Source organism: Pseudomonas lini (genome assembly GCF_964063345.1).
Classification (GTDB): domain Bacteria; phylum Pseudomonadota; class Gammaproteobacteria; order Pseudomonadales; family Pseudomonadaceae; genus Aquipseudomonas; species Aquipseudomonas lini_B.
The window spans coordinates 629,340-642,958 of the sequence record NZ_OZ061318.1 but is presented as its reverse complement, the minus strand read 5'-3'; the positions used below and the strand labels follow the sequence as shown (position 1 = coordinate 642,958).

Sequence of the window (13,619 nt, the reverse complement as noted above, 5' to 3'; positions counted from 1 at the left end):
ACGCATCGCTCGAACGGAACCTTGACAGCATCTTTGGCACTCAATTGGCATTCTAATAATCTCTATAGTTTTCCGACGCCACGCAGGCTGGTGTGTCCGCTTCTGGCCGTACTCTGCCGATCGGCTTCTTCGACGAGCATCGGCGGGTCGAATGTAAACGCTGCTCAGCACTAAAGTGACTTGTGATGGTCAATAAATCCTGCAACGACCATCAGTAGTCGTACTGCTCGGAACCGATCGAATCCACATCGGTATTTTGATCAAGGACAGTGAAAGCATGCTTGCCGCAATTTAATCAGCAACCGCCTCCACCGAGTTCCGTGAACCGGGATTCGTCGTACGTTTACCCCTCAATCCAATTCGAAGATTTTTAAAGCATGCACCTACGCAAAATTGCAGTTGGGCTGTCGGCCCTTGTTTTGCTCTCGACCGGGGCAGAAGCCCGCGGTCTGCTGGATCTCCTCAAACCGCCCACCCAGCATCAGGAACAAGTATCCCGCTCGGGCTCGGTCAGCCAGAACGCGGCCCTGGACCTCTATTCAAACAAACAGAAACAGGCATCGTTTGACGGCTGCACAGAGCTGTTCCCGGCAGCTAAACCGATCAACACGGCCACTGTGCCTGCAACCATGAAACCCTTGGCGCTGTGTTCCGACAACTTTGCGGTGCTGTACTCGCAAACCAGCAAGACGCCATTGGTCGTGGTCGAACGCCTTAATGCCGCCCAACTGCAGGATGCCAAAGGCGAGGAGCGCACCAACCAGTTCTACCCGGACCCACGCATCCCCAAGAGTGGACGGGCAGAGTTGAGCGACTACCGCAGCCAACATCCGGCCGTGGACCGTGGCCATCAATCCCCGGCAGCCGATGCACCGAACCCCAATGCAATGGCCCAATCCTTTGCACTGTCGAACATGGTGCCGCAAGACCCAACCAACAACCGGAAGATCTGGAGTAAGGTCGAGTCCGATGTCAGGAAATTTGCCAAGCGAGCCGATGGCAATGTTTTTGTCTTTACCGGCCCGCTCTTTGACTCAGGCCACACCACCATCGGCGACAACAAGGTCTGGGTGCCGACTCGGCTGTTCAAGCTGGTTTACGACGCATCGTCCAAGCGTGCCTGGGCCTACGTACTGCCCAACGCTGAAACTCGCATCGAGAGACCGATGGACTATGACGCTTTCGTGAAGAGTACCGGGCTCAAGTTGCTGGGGAATCTACCGGTCACAGGTTCCGTAGGGCGCTCTTGATGGCTTGATGAACTGCACCCCAAAGGCTGGATGCAACCGATGGGGTGTTTCATTCTGGCCCAATATTTTAAGCTGATACCATTCAAGAGCTTACAAACCGAGTAGAAGAATATGAATCGTCGTAAAAAATAAAGCAGTTATTAAAGGCTCACGCCAAAAAGGCGAGTGCCAAATTGGCACCGCCAAGCAAGTCCAAATACATTTGTAAAGCTGACCGATTGAAGCTGGCTGCTGAATCCAGTCAGGACTCAATCATTTCTTCTGAGAGCTAATCTATGTAGCTGCGAGGACGCGGCCTGACAATTCATTCAAGCGGTAGCCGCTTCGCTGCTCTGAATTGAACCAGATTTCCTGGGTAACATTTGATTAGCCGCTTTTGGCCGTTATCCAGCTGATACAAAAGCCAGTTATTCCCTGGCAACGCAGCCGGCCCGATGCGCTCGGCTATCGGGCCAGCAGAGGTGCCAGCAGTTCGCACATGCTGCGCCAGTGCGAACCCTCCCAGTAAACCCGTTGGCAGGCGTCGCAGCGCAGGAAGTGTGAATAGAGGACGCCAACGCGTGGCGGCACCTGCGGCCTGGCCTGTTCCGGGCTGATCTCGTGCAGCGGCAGGTTGCAATGAAGGCACAGGCTGAATGGCCGCGCGCTACGCGCCAGGTCGAGGCGCTCGTACAATTCGCGCAGCTGCAGCGACGGTTTCAGGGCATGCACGTAACAGCCGTGGCTGATGATCCGCCGCTTGAGCAGTTCGCGATCGCGGGTTAGCACGATGCGTCCTTGCTGCGCGGCGATCTCGGCGATCTCGCTATCCTCGAAGCCATTGTCGTAGAGGGTGTCGAAGCCGCTCATGCGCAGCAGGTTGGCCAGCCCGCCAAGGTGCGCATCAGCGACGAAGCGCAGCACCCGTAAAGGGTGCGCACGAACCTTGAGCAGCGGGCTGATGTCCAGCGCTTCGAACTTGGGATACACCGCCAGCCGGTCACCGTCGAAGATCACCCGTTCGAAGCCCACCGACTCGCCGTTGAGCAGCACCAGCTCGACCTCGGTATGCGGAATCCCGAGCGCCTCGATCATGTGCTTGACCGTTGCCCCTCGTGCGCACTCGCAGGTAAAGGACTGCTGCCGCCGTCCGGCCGGCAGGAAATCGTTGAGCTCCTCGTAGAAGCGGAAGGTTGCACGGGTCATGTTGAACAGTATGGCAGGGCTGCAGGATCAGCGAGTCTGGTCCGGACATCTTCTCCGGGAGGCCCCAAACTACGATCGTTAGCCGCACTACATGACCGATTGAATCCACAACCAAAAGCACCCCCTGACGACGAACCCGGCCCTTACACAGTGGTCAAAGCAAGTGATGGCGTCGCGACTCGCTATCACCGTCCTCACAAAGAGGGGGCCTAATGAATCTTCTAACCACATGTAAGGGAGCATGTATTCCTCTGGCTCTGTGCGTGGCTGTGCTCCTGGCATTTGTGGTTTCCTGCAGTACATTGCCGAGGATAGTGCCCGACATGGCTCGCGCGCCCTCTGCGCCAGTGCAGCTCGACGGGATACACGGACCTTTGTCAGCCGAGCGCAGCAAGGCCATTCTCGATCGACTCAAGTCCACCGGCGCAGAGACCGACATCTTCGACGTGCACCTTGCAATCGAAGAATCCATCGTCGGCAGCCCGCTAACGGAAGGAAACAAGGTCGACTTGCTGCAGGACGGCCCCACCACCTACCAGTCGATGATCAAAGCCGTGGAAGCTGCGCGCGACCACATCAACATGGAGACCTACATCCTTGACGATGATGAAGTCGGCCAGCGCTTCGCCGCCGCACTGATCGCTCGGCAACAGAAAGGCGTACAGGTCAATCTGATCCGTGACAGCGTCGGAACCCTTGGAACACCATCAGCGTTTTTCTCTCGATTGACCGCAGCGGGTATCAAGGTGCTGGAGTACAACCCAGTCAATCCGATGACGGCCAAAGCAGGCTGGGACGTGAACCAGCGCGACCACCGAAAGCTGCTGATAGTGGACGGCCGTATTGCCTTTCTCGGCGGGATCAACATCAGCAGCGTCTATTCAGGGGGCTCGCTCAGCTCTCACTCGAAGACTCGCCCAAATGGTGATCTGCCCTGGCGCGATACCGACTTGCGCATCGAGGGGCCCGTGGTTGCGGAACTGCAGAAGCTGTTCATCGAAACCTGGACGACCCAGAAAGGTGAACCACTCGCGGCTCGCCACTACTTTCCGCCACCTGAGCGCGAAGGCACCGAGGTGGTGCGCGCCATCGGTAGCTCGCCAGATGAGCCGTTCAGCCTGATCTATGCCACGCTGATTTCGGCGCTGCGTAGCGCGCAGACCGAGATATGGCTGACTAACGCCTATTTTGTACCCGACCCGCAGTTGCTGGCGGCACTCAAGGAGGCAGCAGCACGTGGAGTCGACGTCAAGTTGGTGCTGCCCAGCAGCACAGATTCGTGGCTGGTGCTCCATGCTGGTCGCGCTTACTACAGCGAGCTGCTGAAGGCCAACGTCAAACTTTACGAGCGCCGTGACGCGCTACTCCACGTCAAGACTGCAGTAATCGATGGCGTGTGGTCGAGTGTCGGCTCCACCAACCTGGACTGGCGCAGCTTCCTGCACAACGATGAAGTCAACGTTGTTGTGCTGGGCACCGGGTTTGGAAAAAGGATGCAGGCGGCATTCCTGGCTGATCTGGCCAAGTCGAACGAAATCAAGCTGGAAAAGTGGCAGCGTCGCTCGCTCGGTGTGAGAGCCAAGGAGCAGATGGCGCGACTCTGGGAATACTGGCTATGAGTTGAGTGACGTGTCGCTGAGATGCATTGTTCTGCACCCTGATTGGTATGTCGCTAACCCAAGCCCAAGAAGCAGCGCAAGCTTTGAAAACTCGCTACGTCGCCCTGGACCACAGATTGGCCAGTTAACTTGGCTACAGCCGGGCCCCACCTACATGACCGAAGCTGAAGTGCTGCGTCCAAATGAATCTCGATAACGCGTTTTAGGGTGTACCATCAGACTCTGTCCATCAGATATTAGTCAGTCATGGCCACGCTAAGCGAAGAGAGCCGCCAGATCGTAGCTTCTCTGGTGCACCGTGTTGGCCCCGATGCTGACATTGCAAGGGTCGCCCAGACGATCGTTTCAACCTTGCAGGATGTGAACGCAGCCCTCACGCCCATCATTGGCCAGCAAGGGGTTGCCGCGCTTTACCGCCGCAGCCTCCAGTTGTGCGCTTCAGCTCATCCGCGTCTGGTCGGCACCTATGACCGCGTGCAGGCCGCGCTGGATCTGACTGCCCTCAAGTCCGTACTCGTCGAACAAAGCGAAGCCGATGCGTTGTTTTTCGGTGAAGTGATGCTGACCACCTTCTACGAGCTGCTGACCACGCTGATCGGGCCCTCGCTTACCGCACGGTTGCTTCGTGACGTGTGGGAACCTTCTTTGAGCGACACCCCTTCGCAGGAAAATTCGCCATGAGCACCAAAGTGACTATCAACCGCTTGGCCACCGGCGTGCCAGGACTGGACGAGGTGCTGGGCGGAGGTTTGCCGGAGTTTTCGTTCAACTTGATCGCCGGCCCTCCGGGCTGCGGTAAGACCACCCTCGCTCACCAGATGATGTTTGCCCTGGCGACGCCCGAACGTCCGGCGCTGTTCTTTACGGTGCTTGGCGAGCCGCCGCTGAAGATGCTGCGTTATCAACAGCAATTCGATTTTTTCGACAGTGAAGCAATCAACAATTCGATTCGCTATATCAACCTAGCCAACGACACCCTCGCCGGGAATCTGGACGAAGTGCTGCGGCGCATCGTCAGCGCGGTGGAGACGCACTCTCCATCACTGGTGTTCGTCGACTCGTTCCGTTCGGTGGTGCTGGCCAGCCAGACCCAGGACAACCCCAACAACAATCTGCCGCAGTTCGTTCAGCAATTGGGCATGTTGATGACCACCTGGCAGGCGACGACCTTCCTGATCGGCGAATATTTCACCGAAACCGACACCAACCCGATTTTCACTGTGGCCGATGGCCTGATCTGGCTGCGCCAAAGCGTTCAGCGCAATTCCATGGTGCGCAAGATGGAAATCATGAAGATGCGCGGCCAGCCGACGCTGCCGGGCCTGCACACCTTCCGCATCGCTACGTCGGGGATCAAGGTATTTGCTCCAGCGACAATCAATCCCGCTGAGGCTCCGCTGGAGTTCCCCATCAAGCGCCTGAAAATGGGCGTGCCACCGCTCGATGAGATGCTCGGTGGTGGTCTGCCACGCGGCTATTCATTGCTGGTGGCCGGGCCCTCGGGCTCGGGTAAAAGTATTCTGGCTGCGACCTTCCTCGCCGAAGGCGCACGCAATGGTGAAACCGGCGTGATTGCGGTGTTCGAACAGCGCCCCAATCATTCACAAAACGCCACTCTGGCCAGCCTAATCCAGAGTGGTCAGGTCGGTCTGGTGGACAGCCGCGCGCCGGATCTATCCATCGACGAAATAGTCCAGTTACTGTTAGCTGAGATCGCCCGACTGAAAGCCACTCGCGTGGTGATCGATTCGCTGTCGGGTTTCGAACTGGCGCTGGCGCCGACCTTTCGCGAAGATTTTCGCGAGTCGCTGTCACGCATGGTCACTGCGCTGACCAGCGCCGGGGTCAGTGTACTGATGACCTCGGAGCTGGAAGACCGCTACACCGATCTGCGATTCAGCCCTTACGGCACCGCGTTTCTCACCGACGCAATCATCGTTCAGCGCTATATTGAAGTGCAGAGCCGCTTGTTGCGGATCATGGCCGTGGTCAAGGTGCGGGCCAGCGCCCACTCCGATGAGTTGCGCCTGTACCACATTGACGATAACGGCCTTCAGATCGGCGAAATGCTACCGGATCAGGAAGGTTTGCTCGGGGGGCGGCCAACCCGGCAGCGTCCCGGAGACAACAATGCGTGAGTCAAGGTCTTGAGCAAGGGCGATGGCAAGAACGAAGAAGCGGTGGCCAATGCCGCTCACGAACTGTTCCTGCTTGGCCAGAAAACCGTTAAGGCGCGGGCAGTGTTGGCGGCATTGCAAAAAGAATTGAGCGACGCCAATACCCAACTCGTCGATAGCCAGCAGGTCGAGCAACTGATCGAGGCCAATCAGCAATTGGTGCTTTCGATCCTCCTGGCGCATTCAGAGGCGGAAAAACCCCAGCGCACGCAAGAAGAACAACGGCTGTACCTGGAGATGCGCGACGCCAACGAACAATTGGTGATCGCCGCCCTCAGCGCGCAACATTTGCAAGCCTCGGCCGAACAGTCACTGGAACAACAACGACACATTCTCGCCATGGTGGCCCACGAGCTGCGCAACCCGCTGACGCCCATCAGCATGATCGCCGGACGGTTGGCGCGAGTACCCAGTGAAGAACTGCCGCGAATGCAGGCGTTGATCGAAGGCCAGGTGCGGCACATGTCGCGGCTGGTGGACGATTTGCTCGACGTGTCCCGCGCCAGCACCGGCAAGTTACGCCTCGATTGCCGCATCGTGGACATGGTGCAGATCATCCATCAGGCCATCGAAGTGTGCAGCCCGGTGATGACTGATCACCATTTGCACTTCACCGCTGAACTGCCCGAGTGCGCGTTGGCGATAGATGGTGACCCTGTGCGCCTCACGCAGATTCTCGGCAACCTGCTAGGCAATGCGGCCAAATACACGCCATCGGGCGGCAATGTTGCGCTGACGGTCACCGCTGAAGCGAACGTGCTGCAGATGAGCATTTGCGATAACGGCATCGGTATTTCCGCCAAAGCGCTGCCGTTTATCTTCGAGCCGTTTGTACAGGACGTTCATGCCGTCGGCTTCAACGGCGCCGGTCTGGGCATTGGTCTGACGGTGGTGCGTGAGTTGGTCGAAGCCCACGGCGGCACCGTGACCGGCATGAGCGAGGGTGATGGTAAGGGATGCGAGTTTGTGGTGACGTTACCGTTGGCGAGCCATTAACGCTTCTTTAACGCTAGCTGACCGAAAACAACCACTTGTGTTTGGATCAGGCTGGTCATTGAGCTCATGACAATCCACGCCGTGGATCTGAAACACGTTCTTGGCCAGGTCGACCCCAATGCGCATAAGCTTCATGTGTGGACTCCTTCTCACGGTTGCCTGTGGTTCGCACTTTCAGTCTGGCACTCAAGATGCCGAAGTGAGGAGGAGTCCATCCCATTGCTTTTGGCGGACGTTCAGGGAAAACGAATTCGTCCCCCTTTACCCCGGCGTCAAACTAAGGTTTTGGCGAGAGCAGAGCCTATCTGTGCTCCGAATGGAATTGCGCGCAAAGGTGCAGTACCTTGTATTTGTAGCACTCTCGTATCGCAATCCTGTCCAGGTTGAGAGGTGGCCTTCATGAACAACATCATCTACATCGTTGGGGTAGTTGTGATCGTCGTGGTTATTCTGTCGTTCCTCGGGTTCGCATAGCTTCGAAGACCGATTACCGGGCACCGAAAGCAGTCAAGCCTTGACCCAGCGTTGACGGCTCCAGCTACTCAATGTATCGACGGCGAGTACCAGTAACAGCATGGCCAGAATAACCGTGCTGGCTTGCGCTTCCTGGAACAGGCTGAGGCTGACATAGAGCATCTGCCCCAAACCACCGGCGCCGACGAAGCCGAGCACACTGGCCATGCGGATATTGTTTTCCCAGCGATACAGGATGTAGGCCAGTAGCTGTGGCAACAGGTTAGGCAGTGTGCCGTAACAGAAAGCCGATACGGCGTTGCCGCCCTGCAGGCGGATGGCTTCGGCCGGTTCTGGTGGGGTGTTTTCCAGCGCTTCGGCGAACAGCCGGCCAAGCACGCCGGTGGTGTGCAGGGCTAATGCCAGGGTACCGGCATTGGGGCCGAGACCGGCGGCAAGGACCATCAGCGCGGCCCACACCAGTTCCGGAACCGCGCGCAAGGCGTTGAGCACCAGACGCGATGCGCTCTGCAATGGCCAGCCGAAGCGCCCGGCCGCAGGCAATGCCAATAACAGACCGAATACCGCCGCGAGCAGGGTGCCCAGGGCAGACATGGCAATGGTTTCCAGGGCGCCATGGCCGATGGCTTGCAGATGGCCGAAGCTCAGGTCCGGGCTGAGAAAACGCTGCGCATAAGCGCCCATCTGCTTCAGGTTGCCGGTGCCGCCCAGTTCGCCGAGGTCAATGCCCAGGTAGATGAACGAGGCGACGATCGATGCGCCGATGCAGAGCAGCAGTGCCAGATTGATCAGACGATTCATGCCAGCCTCCAGCGCAACAGGCGGCTGAGTTGATCGGCGAGCAGCACCAGCACGAGGAACGTCAGTAACAAACTGGCCACTTCACCGCCGGCGAACATGCGCAACGACAAATCCATTTGCTGGCCCAGACCGCCGGCACCGACAAAGCCCATCACCACCGAGGCGCGAATTGCGCATTCCCAGCGGTACACCGTGTACGACAGCAGCTCCGCAGCGACATTGGGCAGGATCCCGTAGCAGAAGGCTGTGAGCCGACCGCTGCCCGATTGCAGTAGCGCGTGGGCAGGGCGCTGGTCGACCGACTCGAAAATTTCCGCGTAAACCTTACCCAACATGCCGCTGTAGGTAATGGCAATGGCCAGCACCCCGGCCGTCGGGCCGAGGCCGACGGCGCGCACGAACAGCAGGGCCCAGACGATTTCCGGCACGCTGCGCAGGAAGATCAATAAGCCGCGTACAGGCCAGCGCAGCAGTTGACCCCAATAGCTCGGGTGGCCGGCACGGGAGGCAGCAGACAGCGACAGAGCACGGCTGGCCAACAGGCTGGCGGGAACTGCCAACAGCAACGCCAGGGCCATGCCGGCCGTGGCGATGGCCAAGGTCTGCAGGGTGGCTTGCAGCAACAGCTCGATGAACTCCTCGCCATGGGCTGGTGGCCAGAAGGCGGATACAAACCGGGCCATCTCGCTCTGACTGTCACTCGCCACCAATACGCTGAGGTCCAACTCGCTGAAGTGGATGCCCGGCCATAGCAAGGCAAGGATCAGCAAGGTGAACAGCAAGCGGGGCCGGGTGGCCGGATCTCGGGTATCACGGGTCAGCATCGGGGAATCTGCACACTCAAGGGCGGCGGAGCAATCGGTGGGGATAGCAATTGTTCGTTGGCGTAGAGCTTGTCGAGCAACTCACGGTCGACTTCGCTGGCCGCAAGGTCGAACAGGATCTGCCCATCCCGCAAGCCGATGATGCGCGAAAAGTGCGCCAGGGCCAGCTCCACCGCATGCAGGCTGGCGACCAGGGTGACGTTGTGCTGCCGGGCATGGCGACAGAGCACCGAAAGCGTGTGTTGGGCCAACACGGGGTCCATGGCCGAAACCGGCTCATCGGCCAGCAACACCTCGGGCGCTTGGTACAACACGCGGGCAATGCCCACGCGCTGCAATTGTCCACCGGACAGTTGCTGGCATTGCGCGAACAACTTGTCACTCAGGTCCAGCCTGGCCAATGCCGCGCGTGCGCCCGGAATATCCAGTGGGTGCAGCAGGTTCAGCAAACTCTTGCCCAGCCCCCACTGACCCAGCTTTCCGGCCAGCACCGCGGTGATCACGCGCTGGCGCGGTGGCAGGGGAGGCGACTGATGGATCAGGCCGATGCGCGCGCGCAGACGCTGGCGCTGACGGGCAGAAAGCTGCCAGGCTCGCTCGCCGAGCACCTGCAGCTCACCGTTGCCCGGTCGCAGGGCGGTGGCCAGCAGGTTGAGCAGGCTCGACTTGCCCGCGCCGGACGGGCCGATGATGGCGACCTGTTCACTTGCACCGATGTGCAGGTCCACGCCACGCAACGCCTGGACGCCGTTGGCGTGGGTAAGGCTGACCTGGGTCAGACGCAATGTCATTTGAGCAGTTCGGCGGCGACGGCGGCTTCCTCGATGCCCTTATAGTTCTCAGGCTTGGTTTCGATGAATCGGCTGGCGGCCTGCAGATCCAGAATCTCCTTGTCCGCAGGCTTCGCCGGATCGAGAGCCAGGAAGGCTGCCTTAATCTTGGCCGCCAGCGCTGGGTCAAGGGTCCCGCGCACCGTCCAGTTGTAGTCGAAGTAGGCCGGAGTGGTCGCAAACACTCTGACCTTGGTGGTGTCGACCTTGCCGGCGGCGACCAGTTTTTCCCACACGCTGGCGTTCAGTACGCCGGCGTCTACCTTGCCGGCCTGGACCCAGGCGACAGTGGCGTCATGGGCGCCGGAGTAACCCACGCGACTAAAATAGGTTTCCGGCTTTATGCCGTCCTTCAACATGAAGTAACGCGGCATGAGACTGCCTGAAGTGGAAGACACCGAGCCAAATGCAAAGGTCTTGCCCTTGAGATCGGCGAGGGACTTGACGGCAGGGTCGGCGGTGATGAATTTGCTGGTGAATTGGGCGTCCTGTTCGCGCTGTACCAGCGGGATGGCATTGCCGGTTTTCAGGCGTGCCTGCACGAACGTGAAGCCGCCCAGCCAAGCCAGGTCGATTCGGTCGGTGGCCAGCGCCTCGACCACGGCCGGGTAGTCACTCACCGGCACGAACTCAACCTTCATGCCCAACTGTTGTTCCAGATAGGCGCCAAGCGGCTTGAACTTGCGGAGCAGTTCGGTAGGGGCTTCATCGGGAATCGCGCTGACTTTCAACGTATCGGCGGCCTGCGCCAACAGGGTGCAAAATGACAGGGTCAAGCCGATGGCCAATGCCAGGGTGCGCTTGAGCATGGAAGATCTCCGGTGTATTAACGAAAGAATGTCGAGGCGCCAAGCATGCCTGGCGCTTTGTGAGGGTAGACGAAAGGAGCGATATTGACCGGTTTTGGCCCAATTGCAATCTGTTGCGAAGGGTGACAGTCGACTCGAAGCTCCATAGCGTCAGTGCCACATCTTCGTCGCTAGAACGAGGGGGTGTATTTTACGCTGAACATGACGTTTCGCGGCTCACCAAAGTTGTTGTTGCCATTCAGTTGATTGTATCCCGCCATGTAGTAGGACTTGTCAAACAGGTTGTTGGCGTTGAGTGCCAGACCGATCTCGGGGGAGAGTTGGTACCCGAGGCGGGCGTTCCATACGGTGTAACCTGGCACCTGGTAAGTGCGTTCGTAACCCAGGGTATGACTTTGGGTGGTGAAGCCCAGACCGGTGCTGACTCGGTTCCAGTCGCCACTGAACTGGTAGTCGCTCCAGACCCGCAGCATGTGTTTTGGCGTCCACTGGCTGAAGACTTTGCCTTCATCGACCGGATCTTCAAGGTATTTGGTGGTGTTGTAGGTGTACCCGGCGAACAATTGCAAACCGCTGAGCACTTCACCGCTGATTTCTGCTTCGATCCCCTGGCTGCGAACTTTCCCCGCGGCCGTCGAGCAATACCAGCCATCGCAGGCGAAACCCGAGGCGACGTCGTTGACGGCACGGTTTTCCTGGTCGTAGCGGAACACGGCGAGGGAGGTGTTGACCCGGCCATCCATCAGCTCGCCCTTGAGGCCGATTTCGTAGTTGGTACCGATCACCGGTTTAAGCACCGAGCCGCTCGCGGTGCGTGCGGTCTGTGGTTCGAATACGTCGGTGTAGCTGGCATAGACCGCCCATTCGTGGCTCAGGTCATAGACGATGCCGGCGTAGGGCGTGACTTCCCCGGTTTCGTGCATGGCGCTTGGAGTATTGGCGATAGAGAGGTTGGTAAAGGCCGTCTGGTTCGCAGACGTGTAACTGTAGTCATACCAGCTGACCCGAGAGCCGAGTACCAGGGTCAACGGCTCGAATGGCTTGATTCGCCAGCTGCCATACAGGCCTTTTTGACGGATGTCGTACTTGCTGGTGGTCGCACGGCCACCAACGGTATTGAGCAAGCCGTCGTAGCTGATTTCGGGGCGGTCGTGGTCGATCTCGAAAATGCTGTCGCTGGTGTTATTGAAGGTTCGCGCGTAACGGTCATCCGTGGTCATCTTGGCGTAATTACCGCCCAGCGTGATTTCTTGCTGCATGGACAAGGCTTCAAAGCGCCCGGTCAGGTTCATGTCCAGACCGATCTTGGTGGAGTCGAAGTCTGTGACCCAATCGGCGTATTGCATGCCACTGCCGTCGGCGTTGAGGCCGGCCCCGGAGGTTTGCACTCGCTGGTGGGTGGATTTGTTCTCTTCACTCATGCGCACTGCGCCGACCTTGAAGGCCCAGTCATCGTTGAAACGATGCTCCAGATCGGCATAGACGGTGGTGACGTCGATGTCCGAATGGTTCCAGCGCGCGCCGGAGTAGGTTGAACGCGACACGTCGACAGGGTCGCCGTTAGCGTAGCGTGGCAGGCCACGCAGCATTGGGCGCGATTCGGCGTCGGAGCGGCTGACCGCCAGGCCCAGGGTGGTGTCGTCGCGCAGATCGATGTCCAGAGCGCCGTACAGCGAGTGGGTCTTGCTCCATTCGTAGTCGATGAATGAACCACTCTGGTCCTCGTCGGCAACGAAGCGTCCACGCACAGTGCCGGTCTGGTTCAGCGGCCCGCCGGCGTCCAGTTGCAGGCCGTAGTGATCCCAGGAGCCGGCCTTGCCGGTGAGGGTCACGGTCGGTGCGTTCTGGCCGCGTTTGCGCACCAGGTTGATCGCACCGCCGGGGCTGCCTGTGCCCTGAAGCAACCCGGATGCGCCGCGCAGCACCTCCATGCGATCGAAGAAGATCAGATCCTGCGTGGCCCAATTGCCCAGCGTGTAGGTGTTGCGTGGGATCGGCACGCCGTCGTACTGCCAGTCATCGATCTGAAAACCGCGAGAGGTCAGAATCATGCCCTTGCCCACGCCTTGGACGCCAACCAGTCCGGTGGTCTGGTTGGCTGCGTCTTTGAGGTCGGTCAGGCCCTGGTCATCCATTTGTTTACGGGTCATCACCGTGACCGACTGCGGAATTTCCTTGAGCGTGTGCGTGCCCTTGCCGATGGTCACCGACCGCGCGGCATAGGAGCCCGAGCCTTCGGTGGTGGCATCGGCGCTGTGCTCGACGATACTGGTCACATCCAGTTGCAGCGTTGCGTTGCTGGCGGCGACCGGCTCGACGCTGAAGTTGCCTTGCTCGGTCACCCGCAACTGCAGGCCGCTGCCCGTCAGTGCCATGTGCATCGCCTGTTCAGCAAGCATCTGGCCGATCACCGCCGGCGCCTGTTTGCCCTGCACCAGCGAAGGCTCCAGGGAAACGATATGCCCGCTTTGGCTGGCGATGGCATTCAGTGTGCTGGCCAGTGGGCCGGCCGGCAGATTGAAGGTCAGGCTTTGCGCCTGGGCCAGGGTGGGGCTGGCCAGGGTTGCCAGGGCAACGGCGACGCAAAGGGGGTGGGGCCACGGGTTGAACACAGCATTCTCCTGATCGTGTGGAAGTGTCAGGAGATAGGTGGG

The 13,619-nt window shown here is 59.3% G+C and carries 12 protein-coding genes; 6 read left to right on the top strand and 6 right to left on the bottom strand.

Translation table 11 applies throughout. The features are described from left to right. The first annotated feature begins 377 nt into the window (after positions 1 to 377). Both AB3226_RS02920 and AB3226_RS02915 read left to right on the top strand, forming a co-directional pair. A complete protein-coding gene (locus AB3226_RS02920; protein WP_367371938.1) occupies positions 378 to 1,250 on the top strand; it encodes a DNA/RNA non-specific endonuclease in 873 nt (290 codons plus the stop codon). Positions 1,251 to 1,378: 128 nt separating this feature from the next. Continuing rightward, a complete protein-coding gene (locus AB3226_RS02915) occupies positions 1,379 to 1,522 on the top strand; it encodes a DUF2986 domain-containing protein (RefSeq protein WP_367375741.1) in 144 nt (47 codons plus the stop codon). A 172-nt stretch (positions 1,523 to 1,694) separates the two neighbouring features. Here AB3226_RS02915 and AB3226_RS02910 read toward each other — a convergent pair whose 3' ends face one another. Beyond that, entirely contained in the window at positions 1,695 to 2,435 is a 741-nt protein-coding gene (locus tag AB3226_RS02910; protein ID WP_367371937.1) for a Mut7-C RNAse domain-containing protein, read from the bottom strand. A gap of 323 nt (positions 2,436 to 2,758) precedes the next feature. Here AB3226_RS02910 and cls point away from each other — a divergent pair, with 323 nt between their 5' ends. The 4 genes from cls (at position 2,759) to AB3226_RS02890 (ending at position 7,227) form a co-directional block, all read left to right on the top strand. Further along, positions 2,759 to 4,054: a cardiolipin synthase gene (cls, locus tag AB3226_RS02905; protein ID WP_367371936.1), complete on the top strand. Its 1,296-nt coding sequence runs from the start codon at positions 2,759 to 2,761 to the stop codon at positions 4,052 to 4,054. Between the two features lie 246 nt (positions 4,055 to 4,300). Next, entirely contained in the window at positions 4,301 to 4,735 is a 435-nt protein-coding gene (locus AB3226_RS02900) for a hypothetical protein (RefSeq protein ID WP_367371935.1), read from the top strand. Further along, the gene (locus tag AB3226_RS02895) at positions 4,732 to 6,192 is read left to right on the top strand and encodes an RAD55 family ATPase (RefSeq protein ID WP_367371934.1); all 1,461 of its coding nucleotides are present in this window, start codon (positions 4,732 to 4,734) and stop codon (positions 6,190 to 6,192) included. Before AB3226_RS02900 ends, AB3226_RS02895 begins: the two co-directional genes overlap by 4 nt. Before the next feature lie 9 nt (positions 6,193 to 6,201). Continuing rightward, a complete protein-coding gene (locus AB3226_RS02890) occupies positions 6,202 to 7,227 on the top strand; it encodes a sensor histidine kinase (RefSeq protein WP_367371933.1) in 1,026 nt (341 codons plus the stop codon). Between the two features lie 507 nt (positions 7,228 to 7,734). Here AB3226_RS02890 and phnE (AB3226_RS02885) read toward each other — a convergent pair. The 5 genes from phnE (AB3226_RS02885) to AB3226_RS02865 form a co-directional block, all read right to left on the bottom strand. After that, positions 7,735 to 8,502, bottom strand: coding sequence for a phosphonate ABC transporter, permease protein PhnE (gene phnE / locus AB3226_RS02885; protein ID WP_367371932.1), 768 nt, complete (start codon positions 8,500 to 8,502; stop codon positions 7,735 to 7,737). Continuing rightward, on the bottom strand, positions 8,499 to 9,326 hold the full coding sequence (gene phnE / locus AB3226_RS02880) for a phosphonate ABC transporter, permease protein PhnE (protein ID WP_367371931.1): 828 nt from the start codon (positions 9,324 to 9,326) through the stop codon (positions 8,499 to 8,501). The genes phnE (AB3226_RS02885) and phnE (AB3226_RS02880) overlap by 4 nt, the downstream gene beginning before the upstream one ends. Beyond that, entirely contained in the window at positions 9,320 to 10,117 is a 798-nt protein-coding gene (locus AB3226_RS02875) for a phosphonate ABC transporter ATP-binding protein (protein WP_367371930.1), read from the bottom strand. The genes phnE (AB3226_RS02880) and AB3226_RS02875 overlap by 7 nt, the downstream gene beginning before the upstream one ends. After that, positions 10,114 to 10,965 carry a putative selenate ABC transporter substrate-binding protein gene (locus AB3226_RS02870; protein ID WP_367371929.1) on the bottom strand — a complete coding sequence of 284 codons (852 nt, stop codon included), beginning with the start codon at positions 10,963 to 10,965 and terminating at the stop codon, positions 10,114 to 10,116. Before AB3226_RS02870 ends, AB3226_RS02875 begins: the two co-directional genes overlap by 4 nt. 170 nt (positions 10,966 to 11,135) lie before the next feature. Next, positions 11,136 to 13,577 (bottom strand): TonB-dependent siderophore receptor, encoded by a 2,442-nt coding sequence (locus AB3226_RS02865; protein WP_367371928.1) that lies wholly within the window; start codon positions 13,575 to 13,577, stop codon positions 11,136 to 11,138. Positions 13,578 to 13,619: the final 42 nt, after the last annotated feature.

Excerpts from the sequence above, each read along its gene's own strand:
- AB3226_RS02920 (WP_367371938.1), top strand. The coding sequence starts at position 378 with ATGCACCTACGCAAAATTGCAGTTGGGCTGTCGGCCCTTGTTTTGCTC.
- AB3226_RS02910 (WP_367371937.1), bottom strand. The coding sequence starts at position 2,435 with ATGACCCGTGCAACCTTCCGCTTCTACGAGGAGCTCAACGATTTCCTG.
- cls (WP_367371936.1), top strand. The coding sequence starts at position 2,759 with ATGGCTCGCGCGCCCTCTGCGCCAGTGCAGCTCGACGGGATACACGGA.
- AB3226_RS02900 (WP_367371935.1), top strand. The coding sequence starts at position 4,301 with ATGGCCACGCTAAGCGAAGAGAGCCGCCAGATCGTAGCTTCTCTGGTG.
- AB3226_RS02895 (WP_367371934.1), top strand. The coding sequence starts at position 4,732 with ATGAGCACCAAAGTGACTATCAACCGCTTGGCCACCGGCGTGCCAGGA.
- phnE (WP_367371932.1), bottom strand. The coding sequence starts at position 8,502 with ATGAATCGTCTGATCAATCTGGCACTGCTGCTCTGCATCGGCGCATCG.
- phnE (WP_367371931.1), bottom strand. The coding sequence starts at position 9,326 with ATGCTGACCCGTGATACCCGAGATCCGGCCACCCGGCCCCGCTTGCTG.
- AB3226_RS02875 (WP_367371930.1), bottom strand. The coding sequence starts at position 10,117 with ATGACATTGCGTCTGACCCAGGTCAGCCTTACCCACGCCAACGGCGTC.
- AB3226_RS02870 (WP_367371929.1), bottom strand. The coding sequence starts at position 10,965 with ATGCTCAAGCGCACCCTGGCATTGGCCATCGGCTTGACCCTGTCATTT.